General features: G+C 67.8%; 19 protein-coding genes. 14 read left to right on the top strand and 5 right to left on the bottom strand.

Annotated features, from left to right (window positions below; translation table 11 throughout):
* Positions 1-133 precede the first annotated feature (133 nt).
* The 3 genes from ACT54R_RS00520 to ACT54R_RS00510 all read left to right on the top strand — a co-directional run bounded on the left by ACT54R_RS00520 (position 134) and on the right by ACT54R_RS00510 (position 4,519).
* A complete protein-coding gene (locus ACT54R_RS00520; protein ID WP_476322310.1) occupies positions 134-1,450 on the top strand; it encodes a porin in 1,317 nt (438 codons plus the stop codon).
* A 128-nt stretch (positions 1,451-1,578) separates the two neighbouring features.
* Positions 1,579-3,786, top strand: coding sequence for an OmpA family protein (locus tag ACT54R_RS00515; RefSeq protein ID WP_476322307.1), 2,208 nt, complete (start codon positions 1,579-1,581; stop codon positions 3,784-3,786).
* Positions 3,787-3,883: 97 nt separating this feature from the next.
* Positions 3,884-4,519, top strand: coding sequence for a hypothetical protein (locus tag ACT54R_RS00510; RefSeq protein ID WP_476322304.1), 636 nt, complete (start codon positions 3,884-3,886; stop codon positions 4,517-4,519).
* A 6-nt stretch (positions 4,520-4,525) separates the two neighbouring features.
* Here ACT54R_RS00510 and ACT54R_RS00505 read toward each other — a convergent pair whose 3' ends face one another.
* The gene (locus ACT54R_RS00505) at positions 4,526-6,838 is read right to left on the bottom strand and encodes a transglycosylase SLT domain-containing protein (protein ID WP_476322301.1); all 2,313 of its coding nucleotides are present in this window, start codon (positions 6,836-6,838) and stop codon (positions 4,526-4,528) included.
* Between the two features lie 371 nt (positions 6,839-7,209).
* On the opposite strand from ACT54R_RS00505, the gene dapA reads away from it, so the two are divergent.
* The 4 genes from dapA to ACT54R_RS00485 all read left to right on the top strand — a co-directional run bounded on the left by dapA (position 7,210) and on the right by ACT54R_RS00485 (position 9,694).
* On the top strand, positions 7,210-8,109 hold the full coding sequence (dapA, locus tag ACT54R_RS00500; RefSeq protein ID WP_476322298.1) for a 4-hydroxy-tetrahydrodipicolinate synthase: 900 nt from the start codon (positions 7,210-7,212) through the stop codon (positions 8,107-8,109).
* Positions 8,110-8,230: 121 nt separating this feature from the next.
* Positions 8,231-8,707: an SsrA-binding protein SmpB gene (smpB, locus tag ACT54R_RS00495; protein ID WP_024279430.1), complete on the top strand. Its 477-nt coding sequence runs from the start codon at positions 8,231-8,233 to the stop codon at positions 8,705-8,707.
* Positions 8,708-8,720: 13 nt separating this feature from the next.
* A complete protein-coding gene (locus ACT54R_RS00490; protein ID WP_476322295.1) occupies positions 8,721-9,125 on the top strand; it encodes a VOC family protein in 405 nt (134 codons plus the stop codon).
* Positions 9,122-9,694: a peroxiredoxin gene (locus tag ACT54R_RS00485; protein WP_476322292.1), complete on the top strand. Its 573-nt coding sequence runs from the start codon at positions 9,122-9,124 to the stop codon at positions 9,692-9,694. Before ACT54R_RS00490 ends, ACT54R_RS00485 begins: the two co-directional genes overlap by 4 nt.
* A gap of 2 nt (positions 9,695-9,696) precedes the next feature.
* Here ACT54R_RS00485 and ACT54R_RS00480 read toward each other — a convergent pair whose 3' ends face one another.
* A complete protein-coding gene (locus tag ACT54R_RS00480; protein ID WP_476322289.1) occupies positions 9,697-10,383 on the bottom strand; it encodes a uracil-DNA glycosylase in 687 nt (228 codons plus the stop codon).
* A 9-nt stretch (positions 10,384-10,392) separates the two neighbouring features.
* Positions 10,393-11,001 (bottom strand): LabA-like NYN domain-containing protein, encoded by a 609-nt coding sequence (locus ACT54R_RS00475; RefSeq protein WP_168458049.1) that lies wholly within the window; start codon positions 10,999-11,001, stop codon positions 10,393-10,395.
* Positions 11,002-11,217: 216 nt separating this feature from the next.
* On the opposite strand from ACT54R_RS00475, the gene rpoZ reads away from it, so the two are divergent.
* The 3 genes from rpoZ to ACT54R_RS00460 all read left to right on the top strand — a co-directional run bounded on the left by rpoZ (position 11,218) and on the right by ACT54R_RS00460 (position 13,214).
* Positions 11,218-11,607: a DNA-directed RNA polymerase subunit omega gene (gene rpoZ / locus ACT54R_RS00470; RefSeq protein ID WP_024279425.1), complete on the top strand. Its 390-nt coding sequence runs from the start codon at positions 11,218-11,220 to the stop codon at positions 11,605-11,607.
* A 342-nt stretch (positions 11,608-11,949) separates the two neighbouring features.
* A complete protein-coding gene (locus tag ACT54R_RS00465; protein WP_476322285.1) occupies positions 11,950-12,261 on the top strand; it encodes a hypothetical protein in 312 nt (103 codons plus the stop codon).
* Positions 12,262-12,272: 11 nt separating this feature from the next.
* Positions 12,273-13,214, top strand: coding sequence for an AEC family transporter (locus ACT54R_RS00460; RefSeq protein ID WP_476322282.1), 942 nt, complete (start codon positions 12,273-12,275; stop codon positions 13,212-13,214).
* On the opposite strand, the gene gluQRS is transcribed toward ACT54R_RS00460, so the two are convergent.
* On the bottom strand, positions 13,193-14,113 hold the full coding sequence (gene gluQRS, locus ACT54R_RS00455) for a tRNA glutamyl-Q(34) synthetase GluQRS (RefSeq protein WP_476322279.1): 921 nt from the start codon (positions 14,111-14,113) through the stop codon (positions 13,193-13,195). The two genes, ACT54R_RS00460 and gluQRS, sit on opposite strands and share 22 nt — an antisense overlap.
* Before the next feature lie 57 nt (positions 14,114-14,170).
* Between gluQRS and ACT54R_RS00450 the strand changes: the two genes are divergently transcribed.
* From ACT54R_RS00450 to ACT54R_RS00440, 3 genes are all read left to right on the top strand, one after another.
* Positions 14,171-14,821: a DNA-3-methyladenine glycosylase family protein gene (locus ACT54R_RS00450; protein WP_476322276.1), complete on the top strand. Its 651-nt coding sequence runs from the start codon at positions 14,171-14,173 to the stop codon at positions 14,819-14,821.
* A 13-nt stretch (positions 14,822-14,834) separates the two neighbouring features.
* Positions 14,835-15,539, top strand: a complete 705-nt coding sequence (locus tag ACT54R_RS00445) for an alpha/beta hydrolase (protein WP_476322273.1) — start codon at positions 14,835-14,837, stop codon at positions 15,537-15,539.
* Between the two features lie 162 nt (positions 15,540-15,701).
* A complete protein-coding gene (locus ACT54R_RS00440) occupies positions 15,702-16,259 on the top strand; it encodes an HNH endonuclease (protein WP_168458043.1) in 558 nt (185 codons plus the stop codon).
* Positions 16,260-16,265: 6 nt separating this feature from the next.
* On the opposite strand, the gene ACT54R_RS00435 is transcribed toward ACT54R_RS00440, so the two are convergent.
* Positions 16,266-16,754 carry a disulfide bond formation protein B gene (locus tag ACT54R_RS00435; RefSeq protein WP_476322269.1) on the bottom strand — a complete coding sequence of 163 codons (489 nt, stop codon included), beginning with the start codon at positions 16,752-16,754 and terminating at the stop codon, positions 16,266-16,268.
* Between the two features lie 337 nt (positions 16,755-17,091).
* Here ACT54R_RS00435 and irrA point away from each other — a divergent pair, with 337 nt between their 5' ends.
* Complete coding sequence (irrA, locus tag ACT54R_RS00430) at positions 17,092-17,577, top strand: iron response transcriptional regulator IrrA (RefSeq protein WP_168458290.1); 486 nt, start codon at positions 17,092-17,094, stop codon at positions 17,575-17,577.
* Positions 17,578-17,605: the final 28 nt, after the last annotated feature.

Raw genomic sequence — 17,605 nt, 5'->3', positions numbered from 1 at the left:
AAGCCCGACCTCGGCGCCCGGCGGATCTTGGCATCGGGTCTTTCGGCGTCTTGCGTGCCGGCAGAAGCGGCGGATACTGGCGCTGCGCAGAGGTGCGGAGCGCGCCTCGGAAACGTCGGCGATCGAGGGGCCAATGCTGGTTTCGTCGGCAATCGGTATGTTTCGCCGGCGCTGTCTCACCCTGGCGCGGACAGCGGCATGTTTCGCGCCTTTTCTGGCTTCGGCCGCTATCGCCGCAGACCTTCCTTCGGCGGCGCCCGGCGATGGCCGCTTGCGAGCCTGCACCGCCCAAGGCCCTGGATTCATCTTCATCCCGGGAACGGATACATGCCTGCGGATCGGCGGATACCTTTGGGTTGAAGGCTATTACAATAGCTATACCGCCTACCCGCCGCAGAACGACAAAACCTATTCCATCGCCACCGGTGCGCTGATCGTCGACGCGCGCACTGACACCGATTACGGCACCGTTCGCAGCTATTTCGAAACGCGCTATCGGTGGCGCACGTCCGATCCGTGGTCGGATGGACCGAACACCCCGACCGGCTCGAAGCCTGCGCAGTTCGACCCGCACGACATCTTCGTGCAGTTCGCGGGCTTCACCGTCGGCCACACCCAGTCCTTCTTCGATTTCTACGGCAACGCCAACGTGCTCGGCACCGACCCCGCCACCGTCGGCGACGATACGCGGCTGAATCTCGTCGCCTACACCTACGAATTCTCCAGAAATCTCAGCACCACGCTGTCCCTCGAGGACTCGGCCGATCGCCAGAGCGGCATTCTCGCGCGCGATCCCGGCCTGTTTGGCGCGGCCGACTTCCAATCCGGAGTGAGGGCTCCGGACATGGTGGCGAACCTGAAGTATCAGGCCGCCTGGGGCACGCTCCAGTTGTCCGGCGCGCTGCATCAGGTCAACGCCACGGCGCTCGAGACGCCGCTCGCCACGGTCGGCGGCGGCTGGGGGTATTCGCTGCAGGCGGGCGTGATGTTCAATCTTTCGGCGCTCGGCGAGGGGGATACGCTCTATCTCCAGTCGGCCTGGACGGACGGAGCTACGTCTTATCTCGGCCTGCAGGACCCCTCCGGAGCCTATGATCCGCCGGATGCTTTCGTCGGTGGCGTCGGCGGCATCCGCAAGGTGTCAGGCTGGAACGTCACCGCCTCGCTCCTGCACAATTGGAACGAGCGATGGAGCTCTGCCCTGTTCGGCGGATATGCAGCGTATGACTTCAACAATACAGGTATTCAGGCGGCCTACGGTGCTTCCGGGGGCACGAACGTCAACGTCGGCGGCTATGTGGCCTTTGCGCCGGTGAAACAATTCACCATCGCCCTGCAATATGACTACAACAGCAACGCCGCGACGAACTACCGGCCTACGGCCTTCTCGCCGCAACTGGCTTCGGTGGGAGCGCAGCAGGTTCTGCTGTTCATTTCCCGCGATTTCTGAACGTCCGGGGACGGACCTCCGCGCCCCTCTGCCGCCGTCTTCTCTCGCGAGGCTTCCGGAGCGGCGGCGAATTATGCTCAAGTCCCTTTCGGCTGCCTGGGAGCGGGGCGGACAGCGGGGTGTGCGTGGTGCGGCAAGTCGAGGCAAATCGGGCGAGCGAGGGTGGCCTGAAGGTGGCCGGCCCACGCCGGGGCAAGGGCTGGCGGCGCCTGTGGCCGCTGCTCCTCGGCCTTGCAGCCCTCGGCGTGCTCACGGTCTTCGCCGTCCTTGGCGGTCGCGGCCCGATCGAGGCCGATCTCGATTCGGCCGCACGGGACGTTCTCGCCCGCACTGGCGAGTCCTGGGCTTCCGCGCATTTCAAGGGTCGCGATGCCACCATGGAGGGCGAGGCCCTGGCTGAGGAGGCCCGCGCCAAGGTGCGCGCCTCGTTGGAAGGTCTGTTTGGGGTTCGTGCGGTTCACGACGCAACCACCCTGCTGCCGGAACGGCATCCGTTCACCTTCAGCGCGGTCAAGGACGGCCGCACCATCGCCCTCGACGGATATGTACCCTCCGCCGACGCGCTCACGCGGATCGTGGCTGCGGCCCGCAGCGGCGGCGACCAGGTGACGGGCCAGAACCGGCTGGTGCGGGCGCGCGGCGCGCCGCCCGGCGATTTCGCATCCCTGGTCATTTTCGGTCTCGGGCAGCTGAAGCGCCTGCCCTCCGGCCGGCTCACGCTGTCCGACGGTGCGATCGCTCTGGAAGGGCGGGCCCGGGACCTCGCGAGCTATGACGAACTCGCCCAGACCCTGCACGGCCCGCTGCCCGGCGGCATGGTGCTGGCGCGGTTCGAGGTGCGCCCGCCGGTCGCCGCGCCGTTCCTGTGGTCGGCTGTGCGCGATGGCACGGTGCTGCGGCTCAGCGGCTACGTTCCCTCCGCCGACGCGCGGTCCGAGGTGGCAAAGGCCCTGTCCTCGACCGTGCCGGGCATCGGCATCAAGGACGACACGCTCCTTGCCGAGGGGGCGCCCAGCACCGAACTCTGGATGCGGGCGGTGCGGTTCGCCGGCGCGGCGCTGGCCCAGCTTCCGGAGGGGCGGGTGACGCTCTCCGATGCGACCATCTCGGTCGAGGGTGTGGCGCCGAGTTTCACCGCCTTCGATATCCTCCTCACGCTGCGGCGGCAGCCGCCGGAGGGCTTCCAGATCGTTCGCTTCGCGGTCGAGCCGCCCCGCGCGTCGCCGTTTACGTGGCAGATCGAGCGCAGCCCGGACCAGGTTCGCCTGTCCGGCTTCGCTCCGTCCGAGGATGCCCGCCGGCTGCTTCTGGATGCGGCACGCTCGGGCTTCCAGGGGATGCAGGTGGCGGACGACCTGCAACTCGCCTCCGGTGGGCCGGCGCCCGAGGTGTGGGCAAGCGCCGCCAGCTTCGCGGTCGTCCAGCTCGCCCGCATGCACGCCGGTTCGGCCGAGGTAACGGGCACGCAGATGGTGCTGTCCGGGGAGGCGGCCGATTCCGCCGGCTTCCTCGCCGTGATGCAGGCGGTGCGCGCGCCCCCGGCCGGCGTCAGGGTCGATGCCACGGGCGTGCGGCCGCCGTCCATCTCGCCCTATGTCTTCTCGGTGCGGCGGGAGGCGGGGGAACTTACGGTCTCCGGCTTCTACCCGGACGAGGCCGCGCACGGCGCGATCAAGGGGGCTCTGGAGCGCGACTTCCTGCGCGAAAAGGTCAACGACGTGTCGGCGGTCGGCGGCGGTGCGCCGCCCGGCTTCCGCGACGCGGTGCTTGCCGGGCTCGCGCAACTGTCCCGGCTGTCGTCGGGCGAACTCAGCATCGCGGACGCGCAGATGCGCCTGTCCGGAACTGTGCTGGACGCGAGCGTGGCAGGGGAGGTGGAGGCGGCACTGAAGCGTGCGGTCCGCGCGCCGTTCTCGGTCGAGGCCGCGCTTCAGATCGCCCCGCCGGCGCCACCGGTCAACGTGGCCGAGTGCGGCCGCCAGATTGGCGACCTGCTCTCGCGCGGCACCGTCCGCTTCGTCGGAGCCACGGCCGAAATCGATCCCCTGAGCCGCGGGCTGGTGGACCGGATTGCCGCGGTGCTGAAGCAGTGCCCGGGCGGGCTTGTCCGGGTGTCCGGCCATACGGACGGTGTCGGCGACCCAGCGGCCAACCTGCGCCTTTCCGAGGCGCGGGCGAAGACCGTGGCGGCGGCCCTGGTCACGGAGGGCATCGCCGCGGACCGGCTCGCTGCGGCCGGGCTCGGCTCCGGCCAGCCGGTTGCCCCGAACGACACCGAGGCGGGCAGGGCGCTCAACCGGCGCATCGAGATCGAGGTGAAGGAGCGCGCGCCATGATCTATCTCGCCATCGCTCTTTGGCCTTACGTCATCGGCGCGGCGGTGATCGGCCTCGCCACCGGCTATGCGCTCGGCCGGAACGCAGGGAGCCGGCCATGACTGCCTTTGCCGTCGAGGTGTCGCTGCTCCTGGCAATCGTCTTCGCGCTTGCGCTTGCGGTCGGCTACCGCATCGGACGCAATCGCCGTCCGCCGGAGCCAGTCCAGGCCGAGGCTCTGCCGCCTCCGGCCGCGTTGGAGCGGCAACCGGTCCCGGCGCCCCCGGTCCCGGAGCCGGAACCACCAATTCTGGTGGAGCCCGCGCCGACGCCTCAGCAGGACCTGTTCGCGCGGCTCGGCATCACCGACATGAATGCGGTCCCCCCTCTCGATGAAGAGGAGGAAGACGAGCCACCACCGCGGGCGGCGCCGGCATCGACGCGCCCCGCCCCACGCGCGCGGCGTCGTCCGCCGGAGAGCCTGCCCGGCATGCGCCCGCCCGCCCTCGATGCGCCGGAGGGGGAAGGGGCGGACGATCTCAAGCAATTGAAAGGCATCGGGCCGCAGAACGAGCTGCGGCTCAACGAGATCGGCATCTTCCATCTTCGGCAGATCGCCGCATGGACGCCGGAAGAAGCCGCCTGGGTCGGCAGCTATCTTGCCTTCCCCGGCCGCATCGAGCGCGAGGACTGGATGGGCCAGGCGAAGGCCATCATCGAGGGCGGAGCACCGCCGCCGCGCCGGCGGCGGTGAGAGCAATCAGCGTCCGCCGCGCAGGTCGGCTTCCATCTGCAGCTTGCTCGGGATGTTGAAGCGCACCTTGTAGACTTGGTAGTTCTCCATCACCCGCTGCACGTAATTGCGTGTCTCGGAGAAGGGGATGCACTCCACCCAGTCCACCACATCCACGTCCGGGTCGCGCGGGTCGCCATAGCGGGCGATCCACTTGGCGACGCTGCCGCGGCCGGCATTGTAGGCGGCGAAGGCCAGCACGTAGTTGCCGCCATATTGCGCCACCAGCTCGCCCAGCTCGGCGGCGCCGAACTGCACATTGTAGGACTGGTCGCTCATCAGCCGGCGTTCGTCATAGGCGACACCGGTGACCTTGGCGACCTGCCGTCCCGCCTCGGGCGTCACCTGCATCAGGCCCATGGCCTTGGCGCTGGAGACGATGGCGGGGTTGAACTGGCTTTCCTGACGGGCGATGGCATAGACCGCCGCCTTGTCCACGGGATCGCCGATGGGGCTGTAATTGGGCAGGCCGAAGGTCGGGAAAGCCTCGGCCTCCAGCGGGTGGCCCTCGGCCAGCCCCTCCTTGCCCACCACGAGCGCGCCGCGCGGATCGTTGTTGGATTCGGCGAGGGTCGCGAGCATGGCGAGCTGGCTCGAATCCTCCATCCGCCAGGCGAGGTCGTAATAGATAGTCAGCGGGATGTCGCGGGCGCCCACGGCATAGAGCAACCGGATTGCCTTCACCGGCTCCAGGCGGGCGAAGGTGTCGCGCGCGCCGAAGGACGGGGAGGGCGTGCCGCGCAGGACGACGGGCGCCATCCCGAGCTTGGTGCGCGAGAGCTGGCCGTAATATGTCGCCGGGAATTTCGCCGCCGCCTGATAGGCGGCATTCGCCCGACCGCGGTCGCCCATGGCCTCGGCCGCGCGCGCCTGCCAGTAGTAGGCGCGCGACAGCGTGATGGGGTGCTTCTGGTCGTCATCGACCTTGGCGAAATGCTGGGCCGCCCGGCTCGGATCCTTCAGGAAGCGTAGGGCGATCCAGCCGGAGGTCCATTGCTGCTCCGCCCGGTAATTGTCGGCCTGCGGCGGCACGCCAGTGGCCGCGACCTTGTAGGCGGTCTGGAAATCGCCGGCATCGAGCAACTCGCGCGCGACGAGGCGGCGCTCGATCCACCATTCGTCCGGGTCCGCCAGCACCTGATCGGAACTGGAGCCGGCGAGCAGGGCACGTGCTGCCTCCTGCGGCTTGTCGGCCCGGCGCAACAACTGCGACTTGGCGAAGAGATAGGCAGGATCGCTGGACAGGGTGAACGGCACGAGGCCGAGCAGCTTTTCGCCGTTCGCCTCCTTGCGCGCGATGGCCATGCGGGCCTTGGTGAGCGCGACGATGTCGCTGCCGGCGCGCGCGGCCGCCCGCAGGGCGCGGTCGGTATCCGGCTTGTAGCTGAAGTGGTCGGCGCGCAGCTTGTGATCGGCCCGGGTGAGGAAGCCCGAGAATTCGTCGATGATCTTGCTCTCGAACAGCTCGTTCAGCTCGTCATTGCGCCAGGCATCGCGCACCCATTCGGCCGCGTCCTGCCGCTTGCCGATGGAGACGAGATAGCGGGCGAGCGCCACCTTGCCCTCGCCGGAGAGCGGCGGTTGCTCGGCGAAGAAGGCCTGCGCCTTGGCCGGGTCCTTGTTCTCCTGGAACAGCACACGCTCGGCGCGACGGCGCAGGGTGGACTGGGTCGGCCAGCCGGGCTTCTCCTGGATGAATTCGTTGATGGCGTTGAAGCCCAGATCGTTCGGCGCATGGCGAATGACGAGCCACGTCACCAGCGTGCGCGCCACCGGATCGTCAAGCTGCTGGGCCGCCCCCATGGCCTCGGCGGCGCGCCCGTTGCGTGCGGCATTCACCGCCACCTTCAGCGCGGCGAGATCCCCGCCGGCAATGCTGGACGAGGTACCAACGGTCGGCGCGGCCTGGTGGACGGTGGGTGCGACGCGTGCTGCAGCGGGCTTGCCGGCTGCCGGCTTGGTGGTCGCGCTCTTGCTCGCCGCGGGCTTTGCGGCAGCGGCGGGCTTCGCCGGCGTGGACGCCTTCGCATCCTTGGACTTCGTATCCTTGGCCTTCGTGTCCTTGGCCTTGGCGTCCTTCGACTTGGAATCGGCCGTCTTGCTGTCCTTGGATTTCGCATCCTTCGACTTGGCTTCGGTCGACTTCGAATCCTTGGAGGCGGACGCGGACGGCTTGGCCGGGGGTGTCGGCGCGGATTCCGCGACCGCCGGCATCGCCCCGCTCCAGGCGAGGGCGAGCGCAAGCGCGCTCACGGACATCAGGCTCGAGACAGACGACATGAAGCTTCCTCGCGGGCGCGGACAATTGCGGCGTGTTCCCCCACCCGCATGTTCGGCCACCGGCGTTGACGAAACCCTAACCTCAATGAAGTCCAAAAACCGGGCGAAACCGCGGCTTTCGGGATCGCGGCGGTTGTGCCGGGGCAAATCTGCCGCAGGCTACCCCCGTGCGGCAGTTCGCTACCATTCCCGAAGGGCATTTTGCCAAGACGGAAAGGGTCGTGCGGCGCATCCCCCTTTCCGGCCGGGCGGCAAAAGGATAAGGGTCAAGGTCCGCACCCGCCGCTCTCCCGAGCCGGCGCGGCGCCGGGCCGGCCGTTCGCGGCCGGTCCCGGCCAACCACAAGCTCCCAGGAACCCAAGGCGTTCGCCATGTCGCCCATCCCGTCTGCGTCCCGTTTCCGCGGCTCGTTCACCGCCCTCGTCACCCCGTTCCGCGACGGCGCGCTGGACGAGAAGGCGTTCCGTGCCTTCGTGGATTGGCAGATATCCGAGGGCACGCACGGCCTCGTCCCGGTCGGCACCACCGGCGAGAGCCCCACCGTCTCCCATGACGAGCACAACCGCGTGGTGGAATGGACTGTGGAGCAGGCTGCCGGCCGCGTTCCGGTCATGGCCGGCGCCGGCTCCAACAACACGGCGGAGGCAGTCGCGCTGGCCGAGCACGCCCAGAAGGTCGGCGCCGACGCGCTCCTCGTGGTGACGCCCTATTACAACAAGCCCACGCAGGAAGGCCTCTATCGCCACTTCAAGGCGATCGCGGACGCCGTGGATCTGCCGATCTTCATCTACAACATCCCGAGCCGCTCGGTGATCGACATGTCGGTCGAGACCATGGCCCGGCTGTTCGAGATCAAGAACATCGCCGGCGTGAAGGATGCCACCGCGTCCATGACCCGCGTGTCGCTGCAGCGGCAGGTGCTGGGGCCGGACTTCATCCAGCTCTCGGGCGAGGATGCGACCGCCCTCGGCTTCATGGCCCATGGCGGCCATGGCTGCATCTCGGTTGCGTCCAACGTCGCGCCGCGCCTCTGCTCGGAGTTCCAGACCGCCTGCCTCGCCGGCGACTTCAAGGCGGCACTGGCGATCCAGGACAAGCTGATGCCGCTGCATACAGCGCTGTTCGTGGAGACCAACCCCGCGCCCACCAAGTATGCCCTCTCGCTCCTCGGCAAGATGAGCGAAGAGGCGCGCCTGCCCATGGTGCCGGTCTCCGAGACCACCCGCGCCGTGGTGCGCAGCGCCATGGTGCATGCCGGCCTCATCAACTGAGGCCGACGGATCGTGGGATCAGGCGACCCGCCGTCGCCTGGTGGTCCCTTCTCCTGCGCGCCGACCGACCTGACCCCTGGCGGCTTGCTTCGGCGGTGCGCTGCGACCACATTCCCCCATCATGACATCCAAGAAGACCGAAGCCCCCCGCAAGATCGCCGCCGACAACCGGCGCGCCCGCTTCGATTTCGAGCTGGGCGAGACGTTCGAGGCGGGCATCTCCCTCACCGGCACCGAGGTGAAGAGCCTGCGCAACGGCAAGGCGACCATCGGCGAGAGCTACGCCGCCCAGAAGGAGGGCGAGATGTGGCTCTACAACGCCTATATCCCGGAATATCTGGAAGCCAACCGCTTCAACCACGAAACCCGTCGGCCGCGGAAGCTGCTGCTGCACAAGCGGCAGATCGCCAAGCTCGGGCAGGCCGTGGAGCGCGAGGGCATGACGGTTGTGGCGACCAAGATCTATTTCAACGATCGCGGTCGCGCCAAGGTGGAGCTGGCGCTGGCCAAGGGCCGCAAGGCCCACGACAAGCGCGAGGCCTCCAAGGAGCGCGACTGGGCGCGCGACAAGGCGCGCCTGATGCGTGAGCGCGGGTGAGGGAGGGCGCTCCATGCCGGGCAAGATCGCCTTCGACCATTGCGTGGTGCATGTGAGCGATTTCGCCCGCTCCAACGCCTTTTATGCGTCGGTGCTCGGCGCCGAGGTGGTGGCGGCGGGCACTGGCTTCGCCTACCGTTTCGGTGACCGCCAATTGAACCTGCACGGGCCGGGCGTGGACCCGGTGCCGGTGGCGCGCCTGCCGGTGCAGCCGGGCAATTCCGATCTGTGCTTCCGCTGGGATGGACCTATTTCCGAGGCGATCGCTCACCTCGCCGCCCATGGAATCACACCCGAACTCGGCCCGGTGCGGCGCTTCGGTGCCCGCGGCCACGGGACCAGTGTCTATTTCCGCGATCCTGACGGGTCGCTGCTCGAATTCATCTCGTACGACACCTCTCAGGGGGACGCGTCATGAGCACTTCCGGCTACACAAGCCTGCCCGACGACCTTCCGTCGCCGGAAGACGACGGCCTCGCCGCGCACCTGCCGGGGCTGGAACTGCCCATCATCCGCCTTCCCGCCACTGACGGCCGGCACATCGATCTCTCGGGACTCGCGGGCCTGACGGTTGTCTATGCCTATCCGCGCACGGGCGTGCCCGGCCAGCCGCTGCCGGACGGCTGGAACGACATTCCAGGCGCGCGGGGCTGCACGCCCCAGTCCTGTGCCTTCCGCGACCATTTCGCCGACCTGCGGGCCGCTGGCGTGGAGCATGTGTTCGGCCTGTCGCTGCAGGACAGCGAGTATCAGCGGGAGGCGGCAGAACGTCTGCACCTGCCGTTTCCGCTCCTGTCCGATCACCAGCACGAGCTGACCCATGCCATCCGGCTGCCCACCTTCGAGGTGGAGGGCACGAAGCTGCTGAAGCGCATCACCCTCATCATCGAGGGCGGCGCCATCAGCCATGTGTTCTACCCGGTGTTCCCGCCGGACCGGAACGCGGCGGACGTGCTGGCGCACGTGCTTCGGCGGCAGGAGGACTGACCTCAGCCGAGGCTGGCGCGGACGGCTGAGAAAACCGAGCGGAACATATCGGGCGTCAGCACGCCGGTGTTCGTGTTGTAGCGCGAGCAATGGTAACTCGCGAACAGCCGCACGCTTCCCACCTCGTCCGAAACGCCGTGGCCGAACTTGAGCCGCGAGGCCTTCTGGCCGAGCGCGGCAAGGGTCGAATCGTGGGCGATCTTGCCCAGCGTGACGATGGCCTTCAGCGCCGGCATCTCGGCAATGGCGGCAGCGAGAAAGCGCCGGCAGGTGCGGATTTCCTCGGGCGTCGGCTTGTTCTGGGGCGGCACGCAGCGCACCGCGTTGACGATGCGCGCGCCGGTGAGGGTCAGGCCGTCTTCCGGGTGCGCCGCATAGGGACCGCGGGCGAAGCCGTATTCGATCAGAGTCGCGTAGAGCAGGTCGCCGGCATAGTCGCCCGTGAAGGGTCGCCCGGTGCGATTGGCGCCGCGCAGCCCCGGCGCGAGGCCGACGATGAGCAGTGGCGCATTGAGCGGCCCGAAGGCGGGCACGGGGGCGTTGTGCCACGCGGGTTCATTCGTGCGCCACTCCTCGCGGAATTCCACGAGGCGCGGGCACAGGGAGCAGTCGCGCCCCGGCTCGGATGCGGCGGTGGATGAAGCTTCAGGCCGGGCGGAAGCCGCCCCGGCAACGGTCCTTGGAGGCACGGGCGGCCGTCAGTCGTTGCCGTCGCCGGCCGCGGTCGTGGCGCCGCGCCGCTCCAGAAAGCGGGGCGTTTCCTGCATCCGCCCCTGCCGCTCGGACGGGTCGCGGCCGATCTTGGGCTGGAGGTCCACCAGATCGATGAAGACGTCGGCCTGGCGGCGCAGGTCGTCGGCGATGAGCGGGGGCTGAGTCGAGATAGTGGACACCACCGACACCCGCACGCCCTTGCGCTGCAACGCTTCCACCAGCGAGCGGAAGTCCCCGTCGCCGGAGAACAGCACGATGTGATCCACGTGCTCGGCCAGCTCCATGGCGTCCACGGCGATCTCGATGTCCATGTTGCCGCGCACGCGACGCCTGCCCTGCGCGTCCGTGAACTCGCGGGCGAGCTTGGTGACGACCGAGTAGCCGTTGTAGTCCAGCCAGTCGAGCAGGGGCCGGATGGAGGAATATTCCTGGTCCTCGATCAGCGTCGTGTAATAGAACGCGCGAAGGAGGTATCCACGGCTCTGGAACTCCTTGAGGAGCCGCTTGTAGTCGATGTCGAAGCCCAACGCCTTGGTCGCGGAATAAAGGTTGGCGCCATCAATCAGAAGAGCGATCTTTTCCTGGCCCTGCATACAAAGGTCCGCCGGTGGAATGGGAAGGGCAGAACGGGGAACGGCTGCAAACCACGTCGTCCTGTCGCCTTTCTCCGACGAAGAACCGTTCAAGGCAAGCGAAAAAGGCGCGACGCTTGGTCGGTGGGGTTGCCCCTTCGGCGGAATTGCTGTATCGACGCCCTCTTCTCAAGGCCTGTATTCTGTGCGCATCGCGCATAAGGGAGTGACGAGCCCATGGCCCGTGTCACCGTAGAAGACTGCATCGACAAGGTGGACAACCGGTTCGAGCTGGTTCTGCTCGCCGCCCACCGCGCGCGCATGATCTCGTCCGGCCAGCAGATCACCATCGACCGGGACAACGACAAGAACCCCGTCGTTGCCCTGCGCGAGATCGCCGACGAGACCGTGAGCCCCGAGGATCTCAAGGAAGACCTCATCCACTCGCTGCAGAAGTACACCGAGGTGGACGAGCCCGAGCCCGAGGCCGTCCCGCTCATCGCGTCCAGCGACAGCTCGGGCGGCGAGGACAGCGACGTCATGCTCGATCGCATGACCGAGGAAGAGCTGCTTGCCGGCCTCCAGGGCCTCGTGCCCCCCGAGCACAACGACGACGACGAGGGCTGATCGCCGCTTCGGCTTCGCCTCTGCGTTCTCGGCCGGGCTCTGCCCGGCCGTTTGCGTTCAGGCGCCGGGCACCGGCTTCTCGCGGCTAAAACGATTTGTCCCTCTGTTGACGCCTCTGTCCACGGAGCCTAACGTCCGCGCCATGCATTGTTCCGGATGCCATATGCCGGCCCCCCTTCCGGCCCTGCGGCGAATTCCTCGCCCGGTCGACGTTGTCGGCCGGGTAGAACTGCGCGCCTGAGGCCGAGAGGGCCGCGGCGCGATCCCTCGCCGGGGCAGGCCCTCGTCGTCCTTGCCCAGAGAATTGCGCGGCAGAGCCCGCATCAGTCCGGATCATCCCCCATGTCCAGCCGTGAAGCCGCCGTCCATTGCGACGGCTCGTCCCGCGTTCAGCCGCACCACGCCCTCCACCACCTCGCTGTTGTGGCCGGGCCGGAAACCAACCTTCTCCTGCGCCTGCTGGAGCCGTTCGTGATCCACGACGTTCTGCCCGGCCGGGTCGATTGCCGGACGGACGATGAAACGCTCACCGTCACGATCGAGTTCGCCGCGGAGGATGCCGTCGCCGTGCGCCTGGCGCAGCGGCTCGGTGTCATGGTCGGCGTCCGCAGGGCAGACCTGACGACCGCCGCCGCACAGATGCGGGCAGCCTGACGGAAACGACGATGCTGAACACGCTCGCCGACATATCCGTCATCGTCCTGCCGGTGTTCGGCATGGTGCTGGTGGGCTACATCTCCGCCCGGATCGGCCTCGTCAGCGAACGGGCGACGGATGGGCTGGCCGAGTTCGTGTTCAGCTTGTCGGTGCCTGTCCTCATCTTCAAGACGCTCAGCGAATCGAAGCTGCCGGAGGCGCAGCCCTGGGGCTATTGGATCGCCTATTTCGCCGGAGCCTTCTTCGTGTTCGCCATCGCCATGGTGGCGGCTGAGCGACTGTTTGGCAGGGGGCGGCAGGAGGCGGTCATCCACGGCTTCGCCGCCGGTCAGGCCAACACTGTGTTCGTCGGCGTGCCGTTGATCCTGAAGGCCTATGGCGAAGCGGGCGCGGTGCCTCTGTTTTTGCTCATCGCCATCCACCTCCCGGTGATGCTGGTGGCGGCCACCGTTCTGCTGGAGGGCAGCAACGGCTTCTCCCGCGCGACTATGATGCGGCTCGGCAAGGCGCTGGCCTTCAATCCCATCCTGCTCGGCATCTATGCCGGGGCGCTGGCCAAGGTGGTGGGCATCCAGGCCGTGGGCGTGCCGAAGCAGATGATCGACCTTCTCTCGGCCGCAGCGACGCCCTGCGCGCTCATCTCCCTCGGCTTGTCGCTGAAGCGCTACGGCATGGCAGGGGGCGATCTCCTGCCCTCGACGCTCATCAGCGTGCTGAAGCTCATCGTCCATCCGGCGGCGGTGTTCGCGCTCACCATGGTCTTCAGCATGCCGCCGGTGTGGGCCGGCGTGGCGGTGCTGTTCGCGGCGATGCCGAGCGGCGTCAACGGCTATCTGCTGGCGCAGCGCTATGGCGTGGGGGTGGCTACCTCGACCAGCGCGGTGTCGCTCTCCACCGGGCTGGCGGTCGTCACCGTGGCGTTCTGGCTCTACATCCTCGGGGTCGGCTGAGGCGGGGCGAGCCCCAGCCGCGCGCGGACGTCCTCCAGCGTCGCGCCGCATGTCCTGAGCGCGAGAAGGCTGGTGGCCGAATTGCTCTTCGAGAGCTTGTGGCCGCTGGTGTCCAGGATCAGCCGGTGGTGGTGATAGACGGGCGTCACAAGGCCCAGAAGTCGTTGCAGCAGCACATGGACCGAAGTGGCGTGGAACAGGTCCATGCCACGAATGACGCGGGTGATGCCCTGGAGAGCATCATCCACCACCACCGAGAGATGATAGGACGTCGGCACGTCCCGCCGCGCCAGGACCACGTCGCCCCATCGTGCCGGATCGGCCGTAACGGGCACCGCTGGCCCTTCCGGCAAGCCCTCGGCCTCCGGCCAGAAGAGCGGTCCGCTGCCGACGGCCTCCTGCGCCGTTGCCATGTCCAGCCGCAGCACATAAGGCTCGCCCGCCGCCCGCCGTTGCGCCCGCTCCGCGTCTGACAATGCCGAGCGCTGGAAGGGATAGAGCGGCGCGCCATCCGGATCGCGCGGCGCCGGGCGTCCCTGCTTCGCCTCGCTTTCGATCACTGCGCGCGCGATGTCGGAGCGGCTCTCGAAGGCGGGATAGACGAGGCCCATGCCCTCCAGCAGCGCCAGCGCTTCCGCATAATCCGCGAAGTGCTCGGACTGGCGCCGCGGCGGCGCGGCGGGCACGATGCCGAGCCAGGCGAGGTCGTCGAGGATCCCCCGTTCGAATTCGGGTCGACAGCGGGTGGTGTCGATGTCCTCCATGCGCAGCAGGAATGTGCCGCCCGTGCGGGCCGCCGCCTCGGCATTCACCAGCGCCGAGAAGGCGTGCCCGAGATGCAGCCTTCCGTTGGGGCTGGGCGCGAAGCGACAGACGAAGGGAAGGGGAGGCTCAGGCATGGCGTCGGCTATTAGAGCGATATCCCGTTGCGACAGACAAGCCTTCGGATTGGCGCCATGAAGGAGCCGCTGCTGACCGACCAGGGCGTGTTCGACCGTGCCTTCGCGCAATTGCTGGAGCTTGATGATCGCCTCGTTCCGGTGGCGGACGTGGCCGGTCGCCCCGCCCTGCGCCGTCGCCCGCCGGGATTCGCCGGCCTGTGCGCGGTGGTGATCGCGCAGCAATTGTCGGTCGCCTCGGCGCGGGCCATCTCCGCCCGGTTCGAAGCCGCGTTGGGCGGGACACCCACGGTGAAGGCCATGCTGGAGGCGTCAGTGGAGACATTGCGCGCCGCCGGCTTGTCCGCGCCCAAGATCCGCACCCTCACCGGCATCGCTCGTGCGCTCGCGGAAGGCGAGGTGGACCTCGAGGCCGTAGCCCGCATGGAGGCGGATGCGGCGGCCGAGGTGATGACGCGGCTGCCCGGCATCGGCCTGTGGACCGCCGACATCTACCTGCTGTTCTGTCTCGGCCGCGCCGACGCCTTCCCCCATGGCGATCTCGCGCTTCAGGTGGCCATGGGCGATGCGTTCGAGCTGGGCGGACGCTGCACGCCCCTCGGTCTGCGCGCCATCGCCGAGGACTGGCGGCCGCTGCGCGGCGTGGCGGCGCATCTGCTGTGGGCGTATTATGGTGCGCGGCGCGCCCGTCTCGGCGCCCCGGCCTGACACGAGCGTGCCCATGTCCTTTCCCCTCGACGGCGTTTCCCTCGACGAGCCCATCCTCGATGGCCCACGCCTGCGCCCGCGCCATGGCGGCGATCCCGACAGCCTCGTCGTGCTGCTGCATGGCTATGGGGCGGACGGGCGCGACCTCATCGACCTCGGCAATGCATGGGCCGACCTTTTGCCCGGCACGGCCTTCATTTCCCCCCATGCCCCCGACCCCTGTGGGGAGGCGCCGGTGGGCCGGCAGTGGTTTCCGCTCAGCTTCCGTGATCCCCACGAACTGGCCCGCGGCGCCGAGGCCGCGGCGCCCGTGCTGGCGGAATTTCTGGAGGTGGAACTGGCAAAATACGATCTGCCGCCGTCGCGGCTGGCGTTGGTCGGCTTCAGTCAGGGCGCGATGATGGCGTTGAAGATTGCCACCACGGCCGCCGTCGCACCGGCAGCCGTCGTCGCCTATTCGGGGTTGTGGGTGGAGGCGGCGGGAGGCGTGCCGCGCGACCTGCAATTGCGTACCCGCCCGCCCGTCCTGCTGGTTCATGGGACCGAGGACGAAGTGATTCCCGCCCAGGCCCTGTTCGCCTCCGCCCGTGGCCTCGCCGATGCTGGGGTTCCGGTGGAATGGCACCTGAGCCAGGGCCTCGGGCACGGCATCGACGACGGTGGCCTCGCCCATGGCGGGGCCTTCCTCGCCGAATTCCTCGCGCCGCCGAGGCGGTGAGGGCGGTATTTGAGGGCGGGGCCTCCATTCCGGTCAGTAAAGGACGGAGCCGCGCCGTGGTTTGGCCTCGGCTTCACAACAGTGACACGGAGCATATAGAGTATCCGCCGCGAACCGGGATCGCCACGCGCGATTCGGGTGCGCAGACGAGGAGGTCGGTCCTTGACCACTGCTTTGTCACCAGGTGCCTGGCCAGCGCTCGTGCTCAACGCGGACTACCGCCCGTTGAGTTATTACCCGCTGTCGGTCTGGAGCTGGCAGGACGCCATCAAGGCAGTCTTTCTCGACCGGGTGAACATCGTCGAATATTACGACAAGGCTGTGCGAAGTCCGGGCTTTGAAATCCGGTTGCCGAGCGTCGTTTCACTCCGCACCTTCGTGAAGCCCACCCGGCAGCCTGCCTTCACCCGCTTCAACGTCTTCCTGCGTGACCGCTTCTCCTGCCAGTATTGTGGCTCGCGCGAGGATCTCACCTTCGACCATGTGATTCCGCGCTCCAAGGGCGGCCAGACGACCTGGGAAAATGTGGTCGCGGCCTGCTCTCCCTGCAATCTGCGCAAGGGCGGCCATATGCCGGTGGATGCAGGAATGTGGCCCGCCCAGACGCCCTTCCAGCCCTCCGTTCACGACCTGCACCAGAACGGCAGGCATTTCCCGCCGAACTATCTGCACCAGAGCTGGATGGACTATCTCTACTGGGATACCGAACTCGATCCCTGAGCCCTATTAGGCCTTGCGACCGGTGGTCGCGCCGGCGAACCCGACCGCCGCAAGCCCCAGCGCGATCAGCGCATTCCACCCAGCCATCGACAGTCCGAACATGCGCCACGCTGCCTCGTCACAGCGCGGCACCCGCGCACCCTTGAGGGCGGAGAGCACGTTGCTGGTCGCCACCGGTGCACCGGTGCAGGCGGTCGGTCCGGTCCAGAACTGCCACTCGATCCCGGCGTGATAGATGGCGAGGCCGGCATTCGCCAGCATGGCCACGCCCAGCACGGCGAGCAGCACCCGCGCCGGGCCGGACCGGTCGTTCCGTGCGAGGAAGAAGGCGATCAGCCCCAGCGGGATGGCGGCGTAATAGGCGATGCGCTGTTCGAGGCAGAGGGGGCAGGGCGCGAGGCCCACCACGAGCTGGAAATACCAGGCTGCCGAGAGAGCCAACAGGGAGCCTGCCACCAGCAGCAGGGACGCGGTTTCCTTCGTGCTCGGATACAAGGCAGGCTCCGTTTGCGATTGGCGGCGCAGCCCCGCCGATAGCTTGGCCAGGCCGTCATTGTCCATGCTCGGGGCGTTGATTGACGTGCATGTGACTTGAGATGCCGTAGGGTTCGATGGTGCGACCCTACCTTGGAAGTGTTCTTACTCAGGCCCTGCCGTATGGCGCTGCTGTGCAGCATGGGGTATAAATTTGCTAGTCGTCTTCGGAGGCATTCGCATTGCGTTTCCCTCGGCGGCGCATATTTTGGTTTTAGCTACGAAGATTGCAGCCGAAATGACCGAGATGCCCCGCGCCCGAACCACCTTCAGCACCTCCTTCTCCCAAGGCGGTGAGATGCAGGTTGAACCGGTTCTCCCCGTTGCCCAGCTTCGGGATGTGAATACGACGCGCCGCACCGGCTGCCCCTTCCACGACGTTCGCGAGATGCTGAAAGAGGTTGGCCTGCGGCCCACGCGCCAGCGCCTCGCCCTCGGCTGGCTGCTGTTCGCCAAGGGCGACCGGCATGTCACGGCCGAGATCCTGCACGAGGAAGCCATCAAGGCGCGCTTCCCGGTTTCGCTGGCCACCGTCTACAACACGCTGCACCAGTTCACGGAAGTGAGCCTTCTGCGCGAAGTGGCGGTGGACGGGTCGAAGACCTATTTCGATACCAACGCCTCCGACCACCACCACTTCTTCGTCGAGGGCCAGAACGATTTGGTGGACATTCCGGCTGCCGATGTGGCCGTCAATCTCCTCCCCGAGCCGCCGGAAGGCTACGAGGTGGCCCGCGTGGACGTGGTCGTCCGCCTGCGCCGGAAGGGCTCGAATCGCAGCTGATTCGATCACAAGTTCAGTGTGATAGGCC

Source organism: Xanthobacter sp. DMC47 (assembly GCF_056313845.1).
Note: the sequence above shows the minus strand (reverse complement) of the source record. Positions and strands in the feature narration are given on the sequence as shown.